We start from the raw sequence: 22,057 nt of genomic DNA, 5'->3' as shown, positions 1-22,057 counted from the left end.
AAGTCCCAATCTCCCAGCACGCAAGGGCATTCTCGCGTTACGGCACGCTCACCCCAGCCAACTCACCCCAGTCCATCGGTGGATCCAGGTTTAGGCCGAGCGCGTCTGCAGTCAGTCGTCGTCGCGGAGGAGCTTCTCCAGGAGTGGCGAGAGGGTCTTGCGCTCGGCCGGTGTGAGCCGGCGTAGCACCAGAGCGCGCTCGGCGACGGTCGCGGAGATCTCGTCCCGAAGGTCCACACCGGCCGGCGTGAGCTGAAGCAGCTTGACCCGGCGGTCGCTGCCGGGAACGCGGCAGACCAGGCCGCGCTCCTCGAGTTGGTCGGCGAGGTTGGTGATGTACGACCGATCGCACGTCAGCCGCTCGGCCAGGTCACGCATCGGCGCCGGCTCGGTCAGCATCAGTACGGCGCGCGCCAGATGCACCGGCAGCCCGAGCGACCCGACGACGTCGGCGAAGTCCGACTTCGACTTCGCCGAGATGTCGATGAACATCTGCGACAGCCGGTGCGCCTCTTCCACGCGCGTCTCCCGATTCCCCATGACGGCATGGTACTCAACCGACTCAATAGTTGAGTCAGTCACGCATTGATGTATGGTGGAGCTAATGATTGACTGACTCAACAATGGAGTGACCCTATGAGATCGACGGTGTCCGCCTTCGATCCGGTCCGGATCGGCGGCCGGATCATCACCGAGGGCACCCAGCCGTCGGTGGTCGGTCAGGGCTACCCGGACACGCCGGGTGTGCACTCGGCCGAGCAGGTCGAGGCATGGCGTCGGGTGACAGACGCCGTACATGCCGAGGGCTCGCGCTGGTCGAGGACGGCACCGCAGACCTACACCGACTACCCCACATTGAACCGAAGGGAGACGCCATGAGCTTCACGACCCGCAACGGCACCCGAGGAGCCCGCCAGCCCAAGGCCGGCCGCCTGATGAAGTGGATGAACGAGCGGGCCGCCCGACGGATCCGCACCAAGGGCGGCAAGTTCATGGGATTCAACGCACTGGTGCTGACAACTGTCGGGGCCAAGAGCGGTGCTGTCCGCACCAACCCGGTCGGTTGGTTCCCGACCGGTGACGACGACAGTTGGCTCATTGTCGCGTCCGCGGCGGGCGGGCCGAAGAATCCGGCCTGGTACTACAACCTCGCCGCGCACCCCGCCGACGTCACCATCGAGATGGCCGGCACCAAGGTCGCCGTCGTCGCGGAGGAGCTCCATGGCGCCGACCGCAAGGAAGCCTGGCGCGGGATCACCGCGGCCGCTCCTCGATTCGCGCAGTACCAGGAGAAGACCGACCGCGAGCTGCCGGTCATCCGCCTGCGTCGCCGGGCCGCGTGACGCCTACTGGAAGGCCGCGACGAGGAAGGCGGGGAAGCGGTTCATCTCGTGCTTGGGGGAGGTGGGGGCGATGGCGGGTGCGGGTTCGGCGGTTCGAGTGAGGGTGAAGCCGTGGGCTTGGAGGGTGTTGAGGTAGGTGGAGAGCGTGCGGTGGTTGGCGCCGACCTGCTGGCGTAGCGTCGAGAGGATGCCGTCGGCCTGCCAGTAGCGCTCGTCGTAGTAGGTGCCGTTGGACGGCCAGGCGCCGGAAACGCCTTCTACCCCTGGGAAACAGGGATGCAGGATCGCGAAGGCGAAGGTGCCGCCTGGGCGCAGCAGTCGGCGGACGTTCGCCAAGGCGCCGGCCAGGTTGTCGATGTCGGCGAGTGCCATGCTGCAGACGGCGGCGTCGTACTCCTCGCCCTGCAGGAGTTGCGGGTCGGAGGCGTCCGCCTGGAGGTACTGGATGCCGAGCGGCTCCTGCTCCTCGAGCTCACGAGCCTTGGCGAGCATCGCGGGCGAGACGTCGACACCGACCACGGATCCGCCTTGACGCGCGAGGCCCCGGCTGATCCGGCCGTGGCCGCAGGCAACATCCAGCACTCGTTTGCCGTCGACTTCGCCCAGGAGGTCGAAGAGCGCGGTCGTGACGGGATCGGTGAGGTCGTCCGTCCAGCCGGAGGCGTAGTAGTCGGCAACATCGTCGTACCGCGCGACTGTCGTCATGTTGTCGACACTATCGACGGACCTGTGGCCGAACACGCGCCCGCGCGTCTGCTCTCAGTTAACGTAGTTGAGACGCGTCCGGCCAGCTCATGCGTAGGCACTTGGGGCTGCCGTTGAGTCGAGTGGGGTCTCCGCCAGGTGGTGGGACCGTTGCCGCCTCCACCTGGATGCCGCCGCGGGCGACGTAGAAGTTCTGCGCGCTGGTGTTCTGCTGCAGCACCCACAGGTACATCGCGTTGCCGTTCGCCTGGTCGACGACAGCCTGCGCAGCGCGGGTCATCAGCTGCGTGCCTACGCCGGTACGACGATTCGTGTTGTAGACATGCAGATTGTCGACAAGACTGCCCCACCGCGGGTCGTGATCGAACATCACATGCACGAATCCGACCAACTGCCCGTCGTCCTCGGCAAGAACCGTGGCAGTCCTGTCCGGTGCAGCCAGCCGCCCCGACCACACCGCCCGCCGCTCGCTCTCAACGTCCCCGTCGAGAAACGAGTCGGCGTACGCGCCCCGATAGTGCCGCCGCCAGCTGTCCGCATGCAGCCACGCCACCTGGTCGGCGTCCTCGGCGCTCGCCGCCCGAAACTCCACCGGCATCTGCACTCCTCCGTCTCACCGAAAACCTATCGAAGGAACTTCCGCACCGATCGGTTGTCCATTTCGTGGTCGGCATGGCGCTGTGGTTCGCGACGGAGAGTGGTGGAAAGAATGGGGAGCGTGGCGGACGAGGGCAGGCGGGTGACGGTTTCGCGGTGGTGGCACGGTGCCGTCGCGGCGGTTTGCTCCCGCTCGAGACCGGTGAGTGTCTGGATCCCGGGATCCCGTTCGTCGGAACTGTGTGACGAGTTCCGAGAGGAGTCGAGATGCTGGTTGAGGTCAATGGAGTCGAGCTGTGGGTGGAGACGTCCGGGGACCCGGCGGATCCGCCGGTGTTGCTGATCGGTGTCACCGTCGAGAGCTGGCCGGACGAGCTGTGTACGACGCTCGCCGGGCGCCATGTGGTCCGCTACGACCTGCGTGACGCCGGCCAGTCGACGTACGTCGACCCGGACGCGCCCGTCTACAACCTGCGCGACCTGGTGACGGATGCGTCCGAGCTGCTGGTGGCGCTGGAGCTCGGGCGTACGCACGTGGTCGGGATGGGCGTCGGCGGGTTCATCGCGCAGCTGCTCGCGCTCGACCACCCCGACCAGGTCGCCTCGCTGACTCTCATCTCCACGCGGCCGGTCGCGCCCGGCCGGATCGACCGCGACCTGCCCGACCACGACCCGGAGGTGATGAAGCAACTCTTCGGCCGCCGGCAGCCCGATTGGACCGACCGCGACAGCGTGATCGACTACATGACCGGCTCGGCATCGCTGCTCGCCGGCTCAGCCGGATTCGACGAACAGGACGCCCGTACCACTGCCGGCAAGGTCTTCGACCGATCCCGCCGTACGGTGGAAGCCCAACGCGCCAGCCACCTCGGCACCGTGTTCGCCGCCATCAACTGCCGCCCCCGCTGGCGCAACCGCCTCCCCAAGATCACCGCCCCGACCCTGGTCATCCACGGCGACGAGGACCCGTTCTTCCCCCACGGAAACGGCGAAGCGCTAGCCAACGAAATCCCGTCCGCCACCCTCCTGACCCTCCCCGACACCGGCCAAGGCCTACCCCGCCCCACCTGGCCAACAATCACCAAAGCCCTCCTGAACCACACCTCACTACCGTGACCACATGACATCCCCGCTCCGACACATCACGGAGGCCAACCGCGCAAGCTGGAACGCCATCGCTCCGGTGCGCCACGGGGAGCCCGCCGAGTTCTTCGAGAACGGCGGGCTCGCGCTGGAGGACTTCGAGAAGGAGCTCGCCGGCGACGTACGAGACAAACGTGTTCTGCAACTCGCCTGCTCCTGCGGTGATCAGGTCCTGTCCTGGGCCAGCCTCGGAGCCGACGCAACCGGAGTCGACATCTCGGACGTCGCCATCGACATGGCCGAACGGAAGGCCGCCGCGGCCGGGATCGCTGCAGACTTCCGCCAAGCGGACATGTTCGATCTCCCGGCGGACCTGGTCGACCTCGACCTCATCTATCTGAGCTGGGGCGCCATCTGCTGGGTCCCGGACCTGAACGAGTTCGCGCGGATCGTGGCCGAGCGTCTCCGCCCCGGTGGGTCGGTCCTGATCTGCGAGCACCATCCGATCTGGGAGGTCCTCGCCGTACGCGGGGACAACCACCTGGCCATAGCCGGTGACTACTTCGGCCGGGCCGTACCGCGTGCTGACACCGACGACGCCAAACGCCCCTTCGGAGCGCGCGGCCAGTCCGAGCCCCCGCCGTTCTCCGCGTTTGTCTGGCCAACCAGCGACGTCATCACGGCCCTGACCACGGCCGGCCTCCACCTGAACACCTTCTTCGAGGCCGCCTCCCCCGACATCTACCCCGGCCTGGGCGAGGTCGCCGCAAAGCTCCCCGCCTACTACGCCCTCAAGGCAACCAAACCGCAGCCGACGGCAGGACTTGGTTGAGGCTGCTGCGGGTTGCTGGCAGGGTCGCGGTTGTGATTGATGACTTTGCGAAGGCGTATCTGCAGGACGAGCTTCGGTGGGTTCGGGAGGCGGTGGTGGCGAAGCTCGAGGGGCTTTCCGAGTACGACGTACGGCGGCCGCTGACCGGCACCGGGACCAACCTGCTGGGGCTGGTGAAGCATCTGGCGACCTCGGAGGCGAGGTACCTCGGGGAGGTCTTCGGCCGGCCGTTTCCCGAGCCCCTGCCTCGATGGGACGACGAGTCTCAGCGCGGCACTGACATGTGGGCCACCGAGCATGAGACCCGCGCGGAGATCATCGATCGCTACCGCCGAGTCTGGGATCACGCGGACGCGACGATCGATGCCCTTTCCATCGACGCTCCCGGCCACGTCCCCTGGTGGCCGCGGCCCAACGTCAAGCTGTTCAACGTCATGGTCCACCGCCTGACCGAAACCAGCCGGCACGCCGGCCACGCCGACATCCTGCGCGAACAGCTCGACGGCACCGTTGACGCCGCCCAGCACCGAGACGCTGCTTTCTGGGAGCAACGTCGTACCCAAGTCGAAGCGGCCGCGAGAGCCGCGTCCGAATGATCTGTCAGGGCAAGTCTTCGAGGACTCGGATGCCGCAGAAGTCGGTGGAGAAGTGACCGGTCAGCGCCCGGATCACCCCGGCGTGGCAGACCGCGATGAACGGCTCGGAGTGCCCCGCGGCCTGTCTGCGTAGCGCTTTGATCGCCCGCTCGCGTACGGCGGACAGCGGCTCCCACAGCCGAGTCTCTCCAGCCGGCCACTCGCCCCCGCATGCCTCGAAGTCACTGCTGAGAGCCTGTACGTCGCTCAGCGACCGCCACGACAACGTCGAGTCCGGCAACCAAACCCCGGCTCACCATGACGAACAAGAATCACTCTGGGCATGCCCGCATTGATACCCCACCCCGCGCCCGTCGACGCGTTCGCCGTACGACGGCGGGATCTGTGGCAGGCTGCGGGGATGGGTGGGACTCGACTTGACCATGTTCGCGCGAACGTGGCCGACCTCGACGCAGCCGTCGAGTGGTACGCGAAGGTTCTCGGCTTCGAGGTGGAGGCCTACTGGCCACCTGATGCGCCGAACTACGCGCACTTCGTGACACAGTCCGGTGCGACGTTCGCAGTTATGGTGGCCGAGGGGCGAGGCGGGCGGTTCAACTTCACCGTCGACGACCCGGATGCCTTGTGGGACAAGGTGAAGGACCTGGCCGTGGTGGTCGAGCCACTGTTCGACACGCCGTACGGAACGCGGAAGTTCACCATCGCCGACCCGGACGGCAACGAGCTGGGATTCGCGCGCAACGAGCTGACCTAGGTGTCGTAGCCGAGGCCGTCCCAGGGGGCGTAGTAGGCGATGAAGTCGCCGGGCTCGATGTGGATGGAGTAGTCGCCTTCGAACTTGTCAACCACCCAGCCGAAGGTCACGCCCTCGACCTCCTTGGTGAACGGCTCGACCTCGATCGGCTCCAGCACGTACTTGCCGAGCTCGGCGAGCCTGGCAGCGACGAGCTCGTCCGCACCGGCCGAACCCGCCTGCCCGGGAGGAAGCCCGGCAGCACGCGCCACCTTGTCGACCCGCACCTCGTCGAATGTCCCGTCGGCCTTCCACAAATACAACCCGACGTACCCCGAAGCCTGATCGAACAGCTCGTCGCTCAGAAAGAACTTCCGCCCATCCTCGGCGGACCCGGCGTACGGCACGTGATAGTCATCAGGCACGATCCCGAACCGCGCAGGCGGCTCCTCCACAGCATCTCCTCCACCCGGCGACGAACACCCAGTCAGTACGACGATCAGCGAAAGCGCAACCGCCCCCAGCAGCCCGCGCCACATCCTCGCCCCCAGCACGACCATCGACTCCCCCACGCCGCACAACCTACTACCGAAATCACCCCGGCCGCCCCAACCCCGTCCGACCGTTTGCCGCCCTGACTGGGGCGCTACCGCGGAGTGAGCCTGGTGCCTGTGGAGGCGCTGATGACTGCTCGGTCTCCGAGGGGCTTGGTCAGGGTGACGACTGCTGGCGTCGACACGCCGATCGCTCGGCAGGCAACGCCGGCCGGCGGATTGCCGTGGGTTCCACCGACGATCACCATGTCGTCGTACTCCAGGACGTGAGCTCGAAGGTCGCGGTCGCAGGCTCCGTGAAAGAAGGTGAAGGTGAGCCTGCTGCCGTCGATCCGAGTGAGGCTCTGGACCTGGAGGAAACCAGGTGGCAGCTCGGGGAGACCGGCCGGTGGAGCGGGTTCGATCACGGGTTTGAGCACGTCCTCAGGGACTGCGACGGCGACGATCGATCTGGACAGACCTTTCGCGGTAAAGGACCAGGCGGGCACGGTCGCCGTACCCTTGCTCGTCGTCACCTCGGCGGTCCGCAGGGAAGCACTTGTGATCGTGAGACTGCAGGGCGCGGCTTTCATGTGCTTGCAGTTGTCGTAAGTGTCTCCGATCGCCGCGGTCAGTGCAGGACGGGCGTCGAGCAGGCTGACCGGACGGCTCGATCCGTCCGCGAACTCGATGCTGGACGTGCCGCCTGATCCGAGCCGAACGCCAGGCGCGACGGTCACGTGCCCAGCGAGCCAGGCCACCTTCTGCTCGGTCGTGTCGAACGCGAGCCCGGGCGTCCTGGTTGAGTACAAGAAGATTCCCTCAGGAGCCTTCGGGATGCCCGCAGCCCTGACAACCTCCGCCACGACACCCGCCCGCTCGACGAACGCCGGACTCCCAGGCGCAACCGGAACCAGCTTCGGATCCGGCGCTGGCATCTCGGCGACAGGCGTTGCACTACCTGCTCCTCCCGCCGGCGCTGGCGCTGCTTCGGTCCCACACGCCGCAAGCGCAAGACCAACCAGAAGCACGGCAGGCCCCAGGTACGCACGATCTCTCACCCGGCGGCCAATTGCCCTCATACCCGGTAAGACGCGCCACGCGTGGCGATCTGTTGCATTCCCCGCCATGCCCCGAGTATCCGCCCCACCGCCGTACCAAAGACCGAGCGCGGCTCCGGCTTGCCGACCCCCTCGGGAGGTCTAGGCGTGCGCTTCGCGACATAGTCTTCGCCAATGACCGAGCTACTGCCTGAGCCGTTCCAGTCGCGGCTAGGTCGCCTCGCCGTCGAAGTTGTCGTCGGCAGTCAGGCCACTGCGACCGCGCAGGCCATCGACCTCGCTTGTGACCTCATTTCAGCCGATCTGGCCCCAGAGGCAGTTGTCGATGTGGCAGCACTCAGCCCGAACGAGACCTGGCGCGACGCGGGTCCGGTCGTCCTGACGATGTTCGAAACTCTCGGCATGCCTGTCCCAGACCCATCCGATACAACCGCTGAGTGGGATTTCCTGCTCCGGGCCTTCGGCTTCTGGGACCTGTCGATAGCCAACTTCTACGGGCCGTTCATGGACCGACTCCCGGCCTGGGACGACCAGAGCCCGATCGAGCGCACGCTCACTCTTCTCCTCGAGGAACTCGACCGTGAAACGACACTGAGGCGGAAGTCAGCCGTCGTCGAACAAATGCGTGCGGCCGTGCGCGCCGAGTTCGCTTGATGCAGCGCAGGGTGGGCAACGGGCCGGCGTCGGGGCTGCGTGGTGGCTAGTTGTTGCGGTGGGCTACTAGTCTCGTGAAGCCGAGGGTTTTGCCGGCGTCGGTACGGAGCATTTGGGCTTCCCATTGGGGTGCGCTGCTGTCGCGGTCGCAGGCCTCGTTCCACTGGAGCCAATCTCGCCATCCTTCGGGCAGCCGATCGGCGACCTCGACGGTGACGAGGCCGGTCTTCTCCCAGTGCCGGCGCCACCAGGCCGGGCTGTGCCACGCGCAGAAGTCCCATTTCCAGTACGGCTCGAGGCCCGGCGGGGGAAGCGTCTCGCACTCCTCGGCAAGACCGGGCTGAACCATGCCGAGCTGACCACCGGGTTTCACGAAGCGCGAATAGTAGCCGAGATAGAGGTCGTCGGTGCCGAAGTAGTGGTAGGCGCCGATGCTGAAGAGCACGTCGAAGAATCCCTCGGCGAAGGGCAGCGCATGGGCCTCGGCATGGATCGGGTGAACCTGGTCCAACACGTCAGCCTCGGCAATACGTTGCAGGTTCTCGTCGGGCTTGATCCACAAATCAGTCGCCCACACCTCGACACCGAATTCCTTGGCCAGAAAGATCGAGCTCAGCGCAGTGCCACATCCCATGTCGAGAACCCGCATCCCGGCCTCGAGCGTCATGACATCGCTCAACGCCTCCGCTTGCCACACCGCATTCGGTCCCATCACCCCGTCAACCATCCACCGAGCCGAATATTTGGCAGACCGCGGGTACCGCTCGTTCCTCAGCAACACAGCAAGCTCGTCATCATCCATGAGCCCGGAGTGTGTCGGCAGCGCGTACGACGGGCAACCGGTTATCGGCGCCTCGCCGTACCAACGAATCGCGCACCCATGGCTCTACGCTTCCGACGTGGCATTCAGGTGGTGGCGGAAGCGCAGAGGTCTGACCGGCGAGTTCGACGTACCGGAGGACAGTGATCGCTGCCGTGCGATGACAGAGGCTTGGAAGCGCAATTGGCCCGACGCCGACCCGATCGGCCATCGGCTGCGAGGACCCTATTGCGAACGCTGGATCCGGTTTCACAGCCTGCCGGAGTCGAAGCGCTATGCCGATTCTGCCGAGGAGTACGCCGAGATCGTCCGGCGACATCGCACGGTCCTGGCAGAGTTGCCGGGCGGCGGCACCCTCGAACATCTCGTAGTCATCGCTGAGGACTGCGGATCACAAGATCTGGCAACGGGCTGGTCCAAGAAGCACGTACCCGGTGCGTGGCCATGGCGACGAGTCGAGGGCGACGACCCAGACGTCGGCTTCTCCTACCTGTGGGTGCGCACAGGACTGACCGACTCTCAATCGGATGCGCTGCTGACCGCTGCCGCCGACAACCAAGCTCGCGTCATCGTCGCCGACCCAGACCTGACCTGGCTGTTCTGCCCGTACGACGGCGGCGCGGACGTGATCCTCCCAGACACCCCCACCCGAGACGCCATCCGCGACCGCCACACCGATTGGCTCTCACCCCATCCATCCGGACTCTGACCCAATCCGCTCCGTCACGGCGATCGTCGTCAGGCAGCCCGACCGTTTGGTGGAGATGTCGTCGATGACGGTCAGAAGGCCGCCGCCGATGCTGGTTGTGAGGCCGCGGGCGGCCGGGCCGGATAGCTCGACCGCTTGCGGTGTCGGACCGCAGCGGGACCGTGCCGCAGGAATGCACGTTGGGGTCGATACGTGGCGCATGTGGTTGCGTCGATCCAAGGATCGGATCGAGGTCGATGAAGAGCTCGCCACTCACGTGGTGGTCCGGTCAGAAGCCACTCGAGTTGACGATGTCTCCATAGCGAGTAGGCCGGCCGTTCCTTGCTGTTTGCGCAGATGAGCCCGGGTGGTCCCGAGTCGCCTGAGGGTTACGGTGCGGGTGTGATTTTCAACGACCCGGACGGTCCGTGGACCGCGGCGGCGTACCTTGCCGAAGACGAGTCTTTCGAGGGTGTTCAGCACGGCATCGGTGACTCCGGCGGAACGCTCTGCGGCATCTCTGAGGACGAGGTTGCCATCGTGCGGCGTCCGTTCTGGGGCGACGGAGCCGGGGACTGTCGGACTTGCGCATTCCGTCTGGCCGAGGCCGCCACGACTGATCCTTAGCCCGCCCCCGACCTCGTGACTTTGGCTTGGTGAAGGTCGTCGGGCTATTATCTGATCAGATAAGGTCTAGGAGTGCCGGGATGGACAAAGACAGTCAGGCAGTCATTGAACTGCTCAACCGCGCCCTCGCCGAGAGCGGGCTGTCTCAGGCTGCGTTCGCTACGGCCCTCGGGACATCTGCTTCGCGCTTCTCGACCTACCGGTCTGGCAAGACAAAGCCGACAGCGCAGTTCTTGATGCGGGCCGGTCGGATCGCTCGTGCTCTCCAGGCAGCGCGTGAGTATCGGATCATGACTGCCCCGGCGACCGCGACGGCAATCCGCGAGGCGAGTGACGAGGATTGGGCGTGGCGGATGCTGCTCCAAGGCCGCGACCACCTGCGCTTGCTGTTGGACCGTCACGATGGTTCCGAAGCCGCTTGGGAGGCAGCACCGGGACCGACTGGTCAGGCGGGCTTCGATGCGCTGCTCGCCGTCCTGACCGCGCACGAATTCGAGACAGCCGGCGAAGATCCACCCGAGTGGACCAAAAACAAGGCTCTCCTGGACCCCTGGATCCCCGAGCATCCGTTCCTCGAGCGCGCCGAGATCATCGAGCAAACCCCGGCCTACTTGGCCGAGGCGAACATCTTCGTCCCTGCCCGCGACCTGGTGACCGCATGAGCGACGCGCGCAACGAATTCTCGGCCGCCGAGATCATCGATCTTCTCTCCGAGCTCGACAAACGGCTGAGAACGCGTGGCATCGCTGCATCGGTCTTCGTCGTCGGAGGTGCTGCGATTGCAGTGACCTCGGGTGACAACCCCCGCCGTACGGAGGGCATCGATGCGATCACGCGCGACGAGGTCGTGGTCGACGAATCTCGTGCGATGGCAAGCCAACTAAAGCTCCCCGAGGACTGGCTGAACACCCGAGCCAGCCCGTGGATGCCGCCACTCCCGGAAGGTGCGTTGCGGCGCAGTGACACGCCCGGTCTGCACATCACCTACGCCACCGACGAGTTCCTGTTGGCCACCAAGTTGGTTGCCCAGCGTCGCAAGGACGCCGGCGACATCGTCGCGCTCGCCAGGCGTCTCGGAATGGAGAAGGCATCTGCTGACGAACTCGGCAGGCTGATCTACACCTACTACACCGACGAAGATTCGCTCGAGTTCATCCTCGACGGCAAGGACGTCGACCGCGAGATACAACTGCTGTCAGTCCGGGCCGAGCGACTGTTGGCAAGTCACCAGTCCGACTCGAAACGCGCGGTACCAACCGACGGTGCTCAACCTTCAGCCGTACGTCGTCATCCCCGCCAGACCTCCCGCGAGCGCAGCTAGCCGGAACGACGATCTCGTCGACGCGGAGGTGGTCGCACGTCCGCGCGATGCTGCTGACCGACTCCGCGCATGCGGGGTCGGCGCTCAGCGCCGCGCGTTTGGAGACTGTGGACTGCGAGGCGCATCGCGACCAGGCACCTGCTTCCTGCTGTGCGGGCGGAATGTGAGCGTGCGAAGGCACGGCCTCGGCAGATCCGGGCTTCTGTCACGGGCGTAGTCGACAAGCGTCGGCCAGCGCTTCCAGGGGTGACGGACGCGAGCGTATCTTGAGGGTGTGGGGTCAAGGTCCTTGCCGCAACGCGCAGTCCGCGCGGTCGGCGAAAGCGCGCTTTCGGAGCGGCTCACCCGCGCTCAGGAGTTGGCGTACGGGCCGCTGGCCGAGCGGGTACGACGCAGCCCGCTGCATACCGACGTACTCGGGCATTCGTTGCATCCCTCGCTTACCGACGTGACCGCCGGGTGCTGGCTCGGCACGTCTCTTCTCGACCTCGCCGGTGGGTCCGAGTCGCGTCGCGGGGCGGCGCTCCTCGCCGGCTTCGGCCTGCTGGCGTCGGTGCCGACGGCTCTCGCAGGCGCCGCCGACTGGGCGGAACTGTCAGGCGCCGAACGCAGGATCGGTACGGTCCACGGGCTCGGCGCGGACGCCGCAATCTTCCTGTTCGCCGGCTCGCTCGTCGCGCGCGTGCGCGGCAAGCACCGGCTCGGCACAAAGCTTGCCGTCGCCGGGAACCTGGTCATCGCAGGTGCGGGCTTCCTCGGCGGCCACCTAGCCCTGCACCGCGGAACAGCCCGCCGACCTCCCAGGGCGGAGCGCAACTAGTGGGGACTGGTGTGGGGTGCGGAGAGAGTCGCTAAGGACGATAACCGCTTCCGTGCCGGCGCAGCGGCGGTCTCCATGCCGTTCGACGGGTTGGCGGTCTTCTCCTGCGTCGACTGGCTAGGCGAGGATGCCTCAGGCGGTGGGAGCAGGCGCGGACGACCAGTCACGTCTGAGAAGGCCGTACACCCAGGAGTCCGATACCTCGCCGTTGACGATGCAGTCCTCGCGCAGCGTTCCTTCGCGGACGAAGCCGAGCTTCTCCAGCACGCGGGCGGAGGCCGCGTTGCGCGTGTCCGCCTCGGCCTGGACTCGGTTCAGGTCCAGCGTGTCGAACGCCCACTGCAGCACGGCGCGCGCGGCCTCCGTCGCGTACCCGTGGCCCCATGCCGCATCGCCGTAGCAGTAGCCCATCGACGCGCTGCGGTAGTCGGGGTTCCACTGGTTCAGACTGCACCAGCCGATGAACGCCCCGTCGGAAACACGGTCCACGGCCAGCCGCGCCCCGGTCCCTTCCGCTGCCATCTGCCGGCATACCGCTATGAACCGCTCGGCGCGCCCACGCTCGCTCCAGGGTGGCGAGTCCCAATAGCGGAGTACGTAGGCACTGCTGTGCATCGCAAAGAGGACGTCGGCATCCGCGTCGTCGAACGGCCGCAGCCGCAGGCGATCGGTGTGCAGCGTGGGAGCAGGCAGAGACATGGGTGCAATGTTGCCTCCCATGAGGGGCGACTGCGCGACGTGGGTGGCGGCCTGAGGCCGCGTGCGTGGGGATCGAGCGGGCGAGGATTGGTATCCGATCGGCTGTCGGATTCGCCGTACGCCGTTCGTAGCGTACGTGGAGGCGGACAGCGGGTCCGCCCGAGCCGAAGGAGCACACATGCCCGAGTACCTCATCTACTTCAACCAGCAGTGGGTGGGTGACCACACCGAGGAGTGGTTCGGCGGGCGTGGGCCGCTCGCCAGGGCGGTCGTGGACGAGATGAAGGCAGCCGGCGTCTACGTCTTCGCCGGGGGACTGGAGGAGGAAGACGGCCCGGTCTACAGCGCCGACCCCACCGGTGGCGACGTACTGGTCACTGACGGACCGTACGTCGAGACCAAGGAGTACCTGGGCGGCTTCGCCGTGGTGGACGTGCCCGATGACGAAACCGCCAAGGTCTGGGCAGCCAAGGTCGCAGAGGCCTGCGGCTGGCCGCACGAGATCCGCCGCTTCAAGCCCCAACCTCAGCGCAAGTGATGCACTTCCCCAAGACCGCCTGACGCCTGACCACGACCTCATCGTGAGCGACTCCCGGCCCACGGTGAGGTCGCGGCCCCTTCGCCGTTCGATCGGCCCCCGATGCCGCCTCACCTGCAATGCGTACGCCGGCATCGTCCGGGAAGCACGCCTCGCACCGAGTGGTCCCTTCCGGCCCGATGGATGGATTCGGCTCTCAGGGATGGTGGCAGTCCGGAAGCTCCATCAACGCCTTGGTGGCCGGATGATCGAGCGGCCAGCGGGATGGGTGTAGCTGGCGGTCGGATGCCAGGCCTGCGTGTGCGCGTGTCCCGCCGCGCGACTCGGCGGCCTCGACTTCGAAAGACCCGCCATGACCAAATCAGTGCCATCACGACAACTGCCAGGACGGGCAGCAGAGACAGCGACCGTACGATCGGGCTGAGACCGGCATCCGTGGCGATGGCCACGCCGGCCGAGACGACGCCAATGGCGAAGTACGCGGCGATGCCAGCCGGGGTGTGGCGCCAATCGCCGCTCATAGCTCATTGTGCCCGGACAGCTGGCGAACGGGCGACGTACGAGCTGGCGTAGCGGACGCGTGCGGCGGTGTAGTTGCCCTAGCTCAGTTCCTTCCGCATCTGAGCGCATGTCGCCTCGTACCGCGTGATCGAGCCATCAGGGTTTTGCTGGTCCCAAGATTCGAGTACCTCGTCGTACGCTACGTAGCCCAGCCGCTCGTAGAGGGCACGGGCTCGCGGGTTACTCAGCTCGACACCAAGCTCGGCCCGATCAAGACCTCGGGCCAAGATCCGCTGCTCAGCAGCCCCAATGAGCACCGTCCCGATCCCGCAGGACTGCAACGCCGGGTGCACGGATAGCTGAGTCAACGAACCAGCACCGGGATGCGGCAGGTAGTCGACCGCGCCGATGGCCACGGGCAGGTCGTTCTTCGTACAGACGGCAAGGTAGTCGACCTCCCCGCGGCGCGCTCGCTCGAGTTGCTTGGCAACCTGCCTCACGTGCAATTCACTGCCAGCAAACCCACACGCGCCCAAATCGGCGTCAGCCAGATCTCTCACCGCCAGATCGAGTACGACTGCCGTCATCTTCACCACCACCAGGTGTCTCGGTCATCTCGTGGCGAGCCTGATCAAGTTCGCGCTTCTCGTCGCGCCGCCGAGCCCGTGACGCCCATTCTTTGGCCTCTTCGGTGGTGCCCCAGTGGCCGTGCTTGCGCGACATGTTCCGAGCGCCGTCATGCTCCGTCTTGCCCCGTCCCAGTGCCACACCGACAGGTTACCTGTGGGATCAGCCGCTCGGACCTCGCGTTCGTCCGAGGACAGCGCCGAGTCCAATCGCCTTGTTGAGATCGACCCAGTGCCCGATCCACGGGGGCACCAGTCGTCGACGTGACGTTCCAGCGGGCGTAGCCATCGAGTGGGCCGCTGCTGGGAACAATTGGCCGACAAGCGGCATGCTCTCCGGTCCTGTCTGCGGCACGTCAGTGCGTTGGTTCGCGACCAGGATCAACACCGAACTTCTCGATCATGAATCGCCAAAACAGCGGAACCGCGTCAACTACCGGCTTGTCGATGACATCGTCGTGGCCGGTCGTAGAGAGGTGCTCGATGCGCACGAATCCTCTGGCCGGCTGATGGATCGAGCCTGGGGCGCGCACCGCAACCACGCCGTACGGCGGCTCAGGGATCGGCGTCGGTACCACGATCAGGTCGTGCATCGACGTGCACGCCGCCAAAGCCCCGGTCTGATCCGAGACGAGGACACTCTTGACTATGTCTGACATATGTCGGAACTCCCCATGGCGATCTGCCATGTCCCCAAGGAATGCGTCGATCTCATCCCATGGTCGTCGCCGAAAGGGATATGGCCAGCCGTGAGTCCTCACGCGGCCCAATGATTGCAGAGGTCAACCGCGCCGCGGCGCGTCAGCAACATCCCCAACTCAGGGTTCGACCAGGCGCCGGTCCATTGGTTGATGCCGCGCTTGGCGAGCCACTCGCTCGCCTCGGTGCGTATCGCGAGGATGGTTGGGCGGTCCGTCGATCCTGGTCTGCTCGACAGTCACGATGCGCCAACGTCCTCGTCGATGCGCGGAGTTGGGTCGCCGATTGCGGAGACGGCTCGGTTCCGAGGCGCAGCCGCCGCGCGGCGGGCGACACCCACGAGGCAGCGCTTCGGCGTGTCGCCAGCAAGATCGTCGGGCAACTCCACCATTGTCTGGCCCACTGCCAGCCCTACCGAGAAACATCGCCTGGACCAACGAGCCAATCGGCCGCAGGACTGCGGCCTGAGCCAGCATTGGATGGCCGCCGACCCACGGGTCGCAGCGGCGGTGTCAAGGGCTGCCGACAGGCAGACGGGCAGAGTCGCGAAGCCCTTTTGCGCCGCGCGAAGACCCGAATCATCACCGGAGCCAGAAGGTGGCGCCCTCCCGCGCACAATGATCAGCGCATCGGTTGCTGTCGCCGCTACTCTTATCGATCCATGAGACGGGTTCGGGCTGTGACCGGCTGGTTCGTCATCGGCGGGGTCGCGGCACTCGTCGTCTCCGTTATCGCCCTCACGCTGGCTTTTCCGATGTCCGAGCGAGCACCCGACATCGCTGATCCGCGCGCATGCCCGGGCAGCAACGTCGAACTCCAAGTCATCACCGCAGCCTTCGACGTCGAACTGCCGCCCGATGTGGCGGAACTGAGCTTCCGCTCGGATGTGCATCCGATGTTCGACGAGCACACGCTGCAAATCTCGTTCCGGACCACGCCCGCAGGCCTACGAACGTTCCTCGCCGCAAGCCGATTTGCCGCGCCACAAACTGTCGCCCAGCAGGAACTACCGGCGTCGGATACGTGCCCAGGGCCGGAGTCGTTCCGACGGGCGTTGATGGTGGAGGATCAGACAGCAGCCGGCAGCAGCCGAACCTTGGTCGTGGACACGTTCGATCCCGCGCATCCCCTCGCGTACATCCGCGCAGTCGACCTATAAGCAGCCGAACCGCACCGGCACAAACGACCGGACTTGCTCGGCCGCCGCAACTTGCGATCCGACGACCGCCGGGTGTCTTGATGCGTGTCGTGGCGGCCGTACGATCGAGAGGCCAGAGGGACAGGGCTAGCCCGCGGTCGGTCGCAGTACTCGGACTGCACTGGGCGGGCTGTAGCGCGAGTGGCAGGAACGTGCTCAGCGGTGCGCTGTCGTTGGGTTGGACCGGGGTCACGCAGTACTGCCTTGCAAAGGCTGTTGCGAGCCTTCTGCGTGGCTCAGCGACAAATCGCTGAGCGTGGGCTCGACCGATTGAACCCGCGGATGACCTGTCGAGCCGGCGCCGATGTAAGGACCCAGTTCTGACCGGGCTTCAATGGCCTGTTGCGCCGTCGATCGCCTCTCGGATGATGTCGGCGTGACCATTGTGCCGCGCGGTTTCCTGGACCATATGGACCAAGATTGCCCGCAAGTTGGCCTCCGCTCCCGACGGCGTCGTGACCACGTCGTCGAGCCCGCCGGCGGCCACGACGGCCCGGGCCCGCTCGCAGGTCAGTAGGTATTGCCGGACTAGGGCGTCAGCCGTCTCATCCGGACCGACGCGAAACTCCGCATCTGGGTCACCGTCGGTCGAGAACAGATCTGGCTCGCGCAAGCCTCCGTAGATCTTGAGGAACCAGCCATGCTCCGTCTCGGCTAGGTGTTTCACCAACCCCAGCAGGCTGAGCCCAGACGGCGTCATCGGCCGGCTCAGCTGCTCTCCATCGAGTCCTTCCAGCTTGTGAAGCAGGGTGGCGCGGTGGAAGTCGAGCTGCTGTGCCAGCGCGTCGCGCTCGTCAGCCAGACGATTCGGCACTGCCCGCTCCACGGGCGACTCAAATACCATGCGCCAACAATACGATCGACGTACGACCAGGGCAGAGGACTACGAGTCCCAGGCAACTGCGGAGATCCACGCGATCGGCCCGCCCCCAACGGAGGATCGCGCTGCACCCGCACGGGCTACCCACAGTCAGACGTCAGGACTTCGGACGACGCCCGCGCCCTTGATCCATAGAGCCAAACTTCGGCAGAGAGCGGATCAGTTGTCGGATCACGAACCTCGGGGATTACTGTCCTCCGTCGGCGGCGTGATGGTGCTCGGCGTGCGCGGCAGTCACCTGCGGTCTGGTCGTGAGAGCAGCGCCACTTTGACGCGTGGGCCTGTACGCTCGCGCGGTGGCTTTCCCAGACGCATTGCACACCATCGTCAAGGACATCGCCGCGGCAGCGCGAGGTGAGGACCCGGAAGCGTTCTTCGCGGCCGGACAGCGCCTCGCGGACAGGTTCCAGGAGGCATCACGGCAAGACCTCGACACAGCGGTCACATTGCTCGCACCCGTACTCACCGACGCGCCGGAGTCCCTGGGCGGACCGCTCGCGCAGTACCTCGGTTCCCTGATCGGCATGGACGGGGATGCCACGCCGGTTCTGGACACGCTGGTTGAGCACGCGTGCCGCGCGCTGGAAGGCACGCGGCGGTTCGTGGCACTCTACGAGGAGCTTGTCGGGCCAGTCCCAGAGCGAGCGGAGTGCGGTGATCGCGAGTACGAGCGGTTCGTCGCAGCAGCAGCCTCCCGGATCGACGACCCAGGCGCCGTCGCTCGCTCGTGGATGTATGCCGAGTCGTGGGTGCAACCCATCCTGTTCCTCGGCCAGCGTGCCGACGTCCGGCGTGCGCTGCCGCAGCGGGAGCGGCTAACGGCAGCAGCGATCGTCGCGGAGGACGACCTTCCTGACCTCGCTCCATGGCTGGTGGGCCTGCTCCGCATTCTCGACGACGAGCCGCTGGTCGTGCTGCACCGCTCCACCGGCACTGCCTTCCGCGTCACGATCTCGGGCGTGTCCGACAATTTCCAACTCCACACACTTCTCGCGGCTCACATCATCCCGCTGCTTCCGGTCGCGCGGCGAGGCGTCCTTCGTCGCCGAGACACCTCGGCGGTGCCCGTCGCGCCGACGGCCGCGATGCTCGCGGCCGCCGATGGTTCTGGAGACCTCGCCCCTGCAGGCGGTCTCACCGGCCAGTTCAACCTCGTTGACGGCGTGGGAGCTTGGATCTGGAACGAAGGCCGGCCTGACGAGATCCCGCTGATCGATGGCGTGCGCGTCATCGTTCTCGATCCGCCTCCCTACCGACGCGGCTGGGACTCCGGCCGCGCGTACCCGCTCCTGTGCGCGAGTGTCGAGGCCACTCCACTACCCAACGACGAGGCCAGAATGTGGCTGTCTCGAATCAAACCGTCGAAGCCGCTCGATCAGGCGACCAAGGCGGCCGAGGCGCTCGTATGGTCGGACGACATGTCAGTAGCCCTGCCGCCCGGCCGCGACGTGGCCGACGTCGTCAACTACACCCTCGCCACCAGTGCGCGTGGAGTCTCCGGGCTCGAACTGGAGACTGCGGTCGCGCGTGAGTTCTCACTTTCCGCCGAGGACTCCGCGCTCGCCGTTGATCGCGTCTTTGGCGGGATCACCCGCGCCGCAACCCTGAACGAAGCCAACCGTCCGGATCCGGTGAAGGACCCGATCGCCTTCGAGTCCTACCGTCAGGCCCTGGAGCGTTCAGAGGCCTGACCACGCTACGCGGCAATTGCGGTCACGTGGCGCCGAGTAGAGGCGGCGCGGGCCTGGCGGCTTCGGGTCGTTCCGAACCCAACTGGTGCGAGACGAGGGACCATGGGTACATGGCGGCCAGGGATTTGGTGTTCGAGGCCGGGGATCGAGTCCGGACCTGGGGTCAGTACGTCGCCGGTCCGGACGGTGATTGGCTGGACCTGGCCCGCGTCGATGCTCTGATCTCCAAACCACCGGGTTGGAAGTCAGATCGGTCGATCCGGCTGATCGGGGCCGACGCCGAGGCAGTACCTACCGACTTCGCAGCGAACCGAGTCCCGGACTTTGTCTCGGTGGTCGGGACATGGCGCGACGAGAGCATCGAGGTCGAGGAACAGTCACCGGACATCCCTGCTCGGGAGCCGAGTGCGGATTGGACGGACCCACCGTGCCCGCCGCCGCCCGACGGCTGGCGGCGTGACGCGCTGCCCTGGGACCTGGACTACGGCGACCTGGAATCGTCCGGGGCGATGGTCCACGGGGTGGTCTTCCGGCCGTCGGCGGACCAGGAGGTCCTCGTCGTCGCCGCCACCGATGTCGACGCGGTGACCCGGCAGTTATCCCCGCACCTGCCAGATCAGCTCTGCGTGGTGCCCAGCCGGTTCACCCGCGCTCAACTCGACGAGGTCCGCGACGTCCTGCTGTCCCATTGGCGGGAGTGGCGCCTGGAAACCTGCGGCACCGGCAGCGCAGACGCGCAAGCTCAACCGTTCGCCACGGCCGAACCATTCCGCGTCACCGCCGAGATGGCCGAATGGGCCGATACGCTCCCCGCGGGACTGCTCCGCCTCAACCCAGCGATCAGCCCGGCCTGACAACCCGGTCCGGCACCCGGCGCGATATGTGCCCTAGGCGTGTCGAGCAGCCGCATCTCATCACCGGCATGACAGGCGCGGAATGCGGCATGCGGGGACGCTCGCTTGTCGGAGGTACATGCCTTGATACGCGAATGCGTAAAGGCGTTGTCGGCGGCCGCGTGGGGCTTCCACGGGCTGCTCACTGACTGCGAGTTGGCGGAGCCACGGGGCGGTCGGATGAAGCGCGATAGGCGCGTGGACCGGGTGGGTGGGAGCGGTGGCGAGCACGCGACGTAGGAGTGGGCGTAGCGCCGCGTGGGGCGACCAGGTTTGGCGCGCTCGGAGGGATTCGAACCGTCAACCTTCTGATCCGTAGGAGCCTGCAACTCTAGAGGTGCGCCGCGCCGCCGTGCATACGATTCACCTCAGTGGTGCCAACTCGTGCATCTTGCTCGGGCTCGTTGGGGTCGGACTGGGGTCATCTTCGACCCTGCAATCACGAGTGACCAGGCGCAGTTCCTGTGCAACCTGGTCGGGATCAGTTCCAGAGGCAGAAGGGATGTCCCGCAGGATCCAGCATCACCCTTAACCTGCGCGGGACTCGGTCTGCCGGCTGCTGACGAGCCTCACGAGCACCGAATGACACCGCACGCGCGACCGCGGCTTGGACGTCGTTCACTCGGATCTCGAAGTGCATCATCTTCGTCTGCGCGGGAACCTCCTCTGGCCACACAGGAGTCACATACCAATCATTGGCCTGGATGTTGAGCCACATTCCACTTTGGGGGTCTCGCAAGGCAGCCCAACGCGGCTCGCGCTCGGCGACCTCCGTCCCGAGCAGGTCGCGATAGAAGGCAACCTCAGCGTCGTACTCGTCGGGCGCGCAATCGATGCATACCGCGTTCCATCGGACCCCCGCCGCTTCTTCGTCGGACCCTTGCATCTCGTCGACTCCTTTGGGTTTCCCGTCGTTAACGAATTAGCTCGACTCTAAGCCAATCTGCTTGACATGCTCTTCGTCCCCATTCCGGCCCCGCGAACCAATATCACCTTGGGCTGCAACGCCGATGCTGTCGCAGACTCGATCGCCTGGCGCAGACTGTCCACCGTGTGGCGTAGCTGCCTCACGCGAAGCTGTCCCAGCTCCGGCCCCTGATCCGTAGGAGCGTGCGTTTGTCGGTGCTCCGGGTTAGGGCTCAGCCCGGAGGCTCGGCCCCTCGACGGCGCCCCAGGCTCGCGGCGCGCGGTCTTCAACCGACTCACTGAAGCACCAGCTCCGGCCGGTGTAGTCACGGGCAACGTATTGGCGCTCGCCATAGACGTGGGTCGTCGGATCCTGCGTGATCTCTGCACCATGAGCCCGGCTGACTGCCGCATGTGCATCTACGTCATCGACTCGCACCATGACCTCGTCCGCACCGGTAGGAGGCGCGTCGGACTGCACGATCGCAAGCGCAGCCGTCGGTCCAACAGCGAGCTGAGCTCGATGATCAGAAATCTGCCAGCGTAAGCGAAAGCCGAACGCGGCGGTCAACCACTCGACTGCCTCAGATACATCCGGGTAAGCCAGCACCGGCACCAATACGTCCACAGGCATTGTCTGATTGAAACGCATCGCACACCTCCGAGGCTTCAGCCTGCAACAGCCACTCACCGAGAGCAACCCGACCCGGCCCGCGTGGTGCAGTAGCCGCTGACTAGCTAGACGGCCCACATTTGCCCCGTCCCCCTGATAGCTGCCAACCCAGGCCAGCGCGGCACATGTCAAGAGTCGGCTTGCCGATCCGTAGTGTCGCGAAGCGCTCTTGACGTGTGTCGTGGTGGCCGGACAATCGAGCGGCCAGGGGGACGGGGCTAACCGGCGGTCGGACGCCAGGGCTCGGACGGTGCCGGGTGGGTCTGCGATCAAAAGTGCCAGCCGTTCTCCGCGCGGGGTGGGCGAGGTTCGGCCGGCAGGCCGCATGGGCTCGCCCACC

At 66.2% G+C, this 22,057-nt stretch carries 29 protein-coding genes; 16 read left to right on the top strand and 13 right to left on the bottom strand.

Translation table 11 applies throughout. The annotated features are described in order from the left end of the window. Nucleotides 1–111: 111 nt before the first annotated feature. Nucleotides 112–540, bottom strand: a complete 429-nt coding sequence (locus AB0H36_RS45580; RefSeq protein WP_360538009.1) for a MarR family transcriptional regulator — start codon at nt 538–540, stop codon at nt 112–114. A gap of 96 nt (nt 541–636) precedes the next feature. Between AB0H36_RS45580 and AB0H36_RS45575 the strand changes: the two genes are divergently transcribed. Further along, nucleotides 637–879 (top strand): hypothetical protein, encoded by a 243-nt coding sequence (locus AB0H36_RS45575; RefSeq protein ID WP_360538007.1) that lies wholly within the window; start codon nt 637–639, stop codon nt 877–879. Then, nucleotides 876–1,343: a nitroreductase/quinone reductase family protein gene (locus AB0H36_RS45570; protein WP_360538005.1), complete on the top strand. Its 468-nt coding sequence runs from the start codon at nt 876–878 to the stop codon at nt 1,341–1,343. Before AB0H36_RS45575 ends, AB0H36_RS45570 begins: the two co-directional genes overlap by 4 nt. Before the next feature lie 3 nt (nt 1,344–1,346). Here the strand turns inward: AB0H36_RS45570 and AB0H36_RS45565 are convergent, their stop codons facing one another. Together AB0H36_RS45565 and AB0H36_RS45560 are read right to left on the bottom strand one after the other, a co-directional pair. Continuing rightward, nucleotides 1,347–2,048 carry a class I SAM-dependent methyltransferase gene (locus AB0H36_RS45565; RefSeq protein ID WP_360538004.1) on the bottom strand — a complete coding sequence of 234 codons (702 nt, stop codon included), beginning with the start codon at nt 2,046–2,048 and terminating at the stop codon, nt 1,347–1,349. Between the two features lie 58 nt (nt 2,049–2,106). Next, complete coding sequence (locus tag AB0H36_RS45560; RefSeq protein ID WP_360538002.1) at nt 2,107–2,646, bottom strand: GNAT family N-acetyltransferase; 540 nt, start codon at nt 2,644–2,646, stop codon at nt 2,107–2,109. A gap of 266 nt (nt 2,647–2,912) precedes the next feature. On the opposite strand from AB0H36_RS45560, the gene AB0H36_RS45555 reads away from it, so the two are divergent. The 3 genes from AB0H36_RS45555 to AB0H36_RS45545 are packed head-to-tail and all read left to right on the top strand — an operon-like array spanning nt 2,913 to nt 5,156. Continuing rightward, nucleotides 2,913–3,761 carry an alpha/beta hydrolase gene (locus AB0H36_RS45555; protein WP_360538000.1) on the top strand — a complete coding sequence of 283 codons (849 nt, stop codon included), beginning with the start codon at nt 2,913–2,915 and terminating at the stop codon, nt 3,759–3,761. A 4-nt stretch (nt 3,762–3,765) separates the two neighbouring features. Then, nucleotides 3,766–4,560, top strand: a complete 795-nt coding sequence (locus AB0H36_RS45550; RefSeq protein WP_360537998.1) for a class I SAM-dependent methyltransferase — start codon at nt 3,766–3,768, stop codon at nt 4,558–4,560. A gap of 32 nt (nt 4,561–4,592) precedes the next feature. Then, on the top strand, nt 4,593–5,156 hold the full coding sequence (locus tag AB0H36_RS45545) for a DinB family protein (RefSeq protein ID WP_360537996.1): 564 nt from the start codon (nt 4,593–4,595) through the stop codon (nt 5,154–5,156). 4 nt (nt 5,157–5,160) lie between these two features. Here AB0H36_RS45545 and AB0H36_RS45540 read toward each other — a convergent pair whose 3' ends face one another. Then, nucleotides 5,161–5,436, bottom strand: a complete 276-nt coding sequence (locus AB0H36_RS45540; RefSeq protein WP_360537994.1) for a histidine phosphatase family protein — start codon at nt 5,434–5,436, stop codon at nt 5,161–5,163. 42 nt (nt 5,437–5,478) lie between these two features. Here AB0H36_RS45540 and AB0H36_RS45535 point away from each other — a divergent pair, with 42 nt between their 5' ends. After that, nucleotides 5,479–5,910 carry a VOC family protein gene (locus tag AB0H36_RS45535; RefSeq protein WP_360537992.1) on the top strand — a complete coding sequence of 144 codons (432 nt, stop codon included), beginning with the start codon at nt 5,479–5,481 and terminating at the stop codon, nt 5,908–5,910. Here AB0H36_RS45535 and AB0H36_RS45530 read toward each other — a convergent pair. Together AB0H36_RS45530 and AB0H36_RS45525 are read right to left on the bottom strand one after the other, a co-directional pair. Next, nucleotides 5,907–6,461, bottom strand: a complete 555-nt coding sequence (locus AB0H36_RS45530) for a hypothetical protein (protein ID WP_360537990.1) — start codon at nt 6,459–6,461, stop codon at nt 5,907–5,909. The two genes, AB0H36_RS45535 and AB0H36_RS45530, sit on opposite strands and share 4 nt — an antisense overlap. A gap of 74 nt (nt 6,462–6,535) precedes the next feature. Then, nucleotides 6,536–7,234: a hypothetical protein gene (locus AB0H36_RS45525; RefSeq protein ID WP_360537988.1), complete on the bottom strand. Its 699-nt coding sequence runs from the start codon at nt 7,232–7,234 to the stop codon at nt 6,536–6,538. Nucleotides 7,235–7,657: 423 nt separating this feature from the next. On the opposite strand from AB0H36_RS45525, the gene AB0H36_RS45520 reads away from it, so the two are divergent. Next, entirely contained in the window at nt 7,658–8,137 is a 480-nt protein-coding gene (locus AB0H36_RS45520) for a hypothetical protein (RefSeq protein WP_360537986.1), read from the top strand. Between the two features lie 46 nt (nt 8,138–8,183). Here the strand turns inward: AB0H36_RS45520 and AB0H36_RS45515 are convergent, their stop codons facing one another. Beyond that, entirely contained in the window at nt 8,184–8,804 is a 621-nt protein-coding gene (locus tag AB0H36_RS45515) for a methyltransferase domain-containing protein (RefSeq protein WP_360537984.1), read from the bottom strand. Between AB0H36_RS45515 and AB0H36_RS45510 the strand changes: the two genes are divergently transcribed. The 5 genes from AB0H36_RS45510 (at nt 8,803) to AB0H36_RS45490 (ending at nt 12,413) form a co-directional block, all read left to right on the top strand. After that, entirely contained in the window at nt 8,803–9,666 is an 864-nt protein-coding gene (locus AB0H36_RS45510) for a hypothetical protein (protein ID WP_360537982.1), read from the top strand. The two genes, AB0H36_RS45515 and AB0H36_RS45510, sit on opposite strands and share 2 nt — an antisense overlap. Before the next feature lie 381 nt (nt 9,667–10,047). Beyond that, entirely contained in the window at nt 10,048–10,272 is a 225-nt protein-coding gene (locus AB0H36_RS45505) for a hypothetical protein (protein ID WP_360537980.1), read from the top strand. A gap of 80 nt (nt 10,273–10,352) precedes the next feature. Continuing rightward, a complete protein-coding gene (locus AB0H36_RS45500; RefSeq protein WP_360537978.1) occupies nt 10,353–10,934 on the top strand; it encodes a helix-turn-helix transcriptional regulator in 582 nt (193 codons plus the stop codon). Beyond that, complete coding sequence (locus AB0H36_RS45495; protein WP_360537976.1) at nt 10,931–11,593, top strand: hypothetical protein; 663 nt, start codon at nt 10,931–10,933, stop codon at nt 11,591–11,593. The genes AB0H36_RS45500 and AB0H36_RS45495 overlap by 4 nt, the downstream gene beginning before the upstream one ends. 274 nt (nt 11,594–11,867) lie before the next feature. Next, a complete protein-coding gene (locus AB0H36_RS45490; protein WP_360537974.1) occupies nt 11,868–12,413 on the top strand; it encodes a DUF2231 domain-containing protein in 546 nt (181 codons plus the stop codon). A gap of 132 nt (nt 12,414–12,545) precedes the next feature. On the opposite strand, the gene AB0H36_RS45485 is transcribed toward AB0H36_RS45490, so the two are convergent. After that, complete coding sequence (locus AB0H36_RS45485) at nt 12,546–13,112, bottom strand: GNAT family protein (RefSeq protein ID WP_360537972.1); 567 nt, start codon at nt 13,110–13,112, stop codon at nt 12,546–12,548. Between the two features lie 178 nt (nt 13,113–13,290). On the opposite strand from AB0H36_RS45485, the gene AB0H36_RS45480 reads away from it, so the two are divergent. Next, nucleotides 13,291–13,650 carry a YciI family protein gene (locus AB0H36_RS45480; protein ID WP_360537970.1) on the top strand — a complete coding sequence of 120 codons (360 nt, stop codon included), beginning with the start codon at nt 13,291–13,293 and terminating at the stop codon, nt 13,648–13,650. Nucleotides 13,651–14,249: 599 nt separating this feature from the next. On the opposite strand, the gene AB0H36_RS45475 is transcribed toward AB0H36_RS45480, so the two are convergent. Continuing rightward, nucleotides 14,250–14,738: a GNAT family N-acetyltransferase gene (locus tag AB0H36_RS45475; protein ID WP_360537968.1), complete on the bottom strand. Its 489-nt coding sequence runs from the start codon at nt 14,736–14,738 to the stop codon at nt 14,250–14,252. A 395-nt stretch (nt 14,739–15,133) separates the two neighbouring features. Further along, nucleotides 15,134–15,370, bottom strand: a complete 237-nt coding sequence (locus AB0H36_RS45470; protein ID WP_360537966.1) for a hypothetical protein — start codon at nt 15,368–15,370, stop codon at nt 15,134–15,136. Nucleotides 15,371–16,155: 785 nt separating this feature from the next. Between AB0H36_RS45470 and AB0H36_RS45465 the strand changes: the two genes are divergently transcribed. Continuing rightward, nucleotides 16,156–16,635: a hypothetical protein gene (locus tag AB0H36_RS45465; RefSeq protein ID WP_360537964.1), complete on the top strand. Its 480-nt coding sequence runs from the start codon at nt 16,156–16,158 to the stop codon at nt 16,633–16,635. Between the two features lie 370 nt (nt 16,636–17,005). Here AB0H36_RS45465 and AB0H36_RS45460 read toward each other — a convergent pair whose 3' ends face one another. Continuing rightward, nucleotides 17,006–17,518: a DinB family protein gene (locus AB0H36_RS45460; RefSeq protein WP_360537962.1), complete on the bottom strand. Its 513-nt coding sequence runs from the start codon at nt 17,516–17,518 to the stop codon at nt 17,006–17,008. 311 nt (nt 17,519–17,829) lie between these two features. Here AB0H36_RS45460 and AB0H36_RS45455 point away from each other — a divergent pair, with 311 nt between their 5' ends. Continuing rightward, the gene (locus AB0H36_RS45455) at nt 17,830–19,245 is read left to right on the top strand and encodes a hypothetical protein (RefSeq protein WP_360537960.1); all 1,416 of its coding nucleotides are present in this window, start codon (nt 17,830–17,832) and stop codon (nt 19,243–19,245) included. A gap of 110 nt (nt 19,246–19,355) precedes the next feature. Further along, nucleotides 19,356–20,099 (top strand): hypothetical protein, encoded by a 744-nt coding sequence (locus tag AB0H36_RS45450; protein WP_360537958.1) that lies wholly within the window; start codon nt 19,356–19,358, stop codon nt 20,097–20,099. Between the two features lie 520 nt (nt 20,100–20,619). On the opposite strand, the gene AB0H36_RS45445 is transcribed toward AB0H36_RS45450, so the two are convergent. Continuing rightward, the gene (locus AB0H36_RS45445; protein ID WP_360537956.1) at nt 20,620–21,024 is read right to left on the bottom strand and encodes a VOC family protein; all 405 of its coding nucleotides are present in this window, start codon (nt 21,022–21,024) and stop codon (nt 20,620–20,622) included. Nucleotides 21,025–21,270: 246 nt separating this feature from the next. Then, nucleotides 21,271–21,696 carry a VOC family protein gene (locus tag AB0H36_RS45440; protein WP_360537954.1) on the bottom strand — a complete coding sequence of 142 codons (426 nt, stop codon included), beginning with the start codon at nt 21,694–21,696 and terminating at the stop codon, nt 21,271–21,273. Between the last annotated feature and the right edge of the window lie 361 nt (nt 21,697–22,057).

It is taken from the genome of Kribbella sp. NPDC050820 (assembly GCF_040653975.1).
Taxonomy (GTDB): Bacteria; Actinomycetota; Actinomycetes; order Propionibacteriales; family Kribbellaceae; genus Kribbella.
Note: the sequence above shows the minus strand (reverse complement) of the source record. Positions and strands in the feature narration are given on the sequence as shown.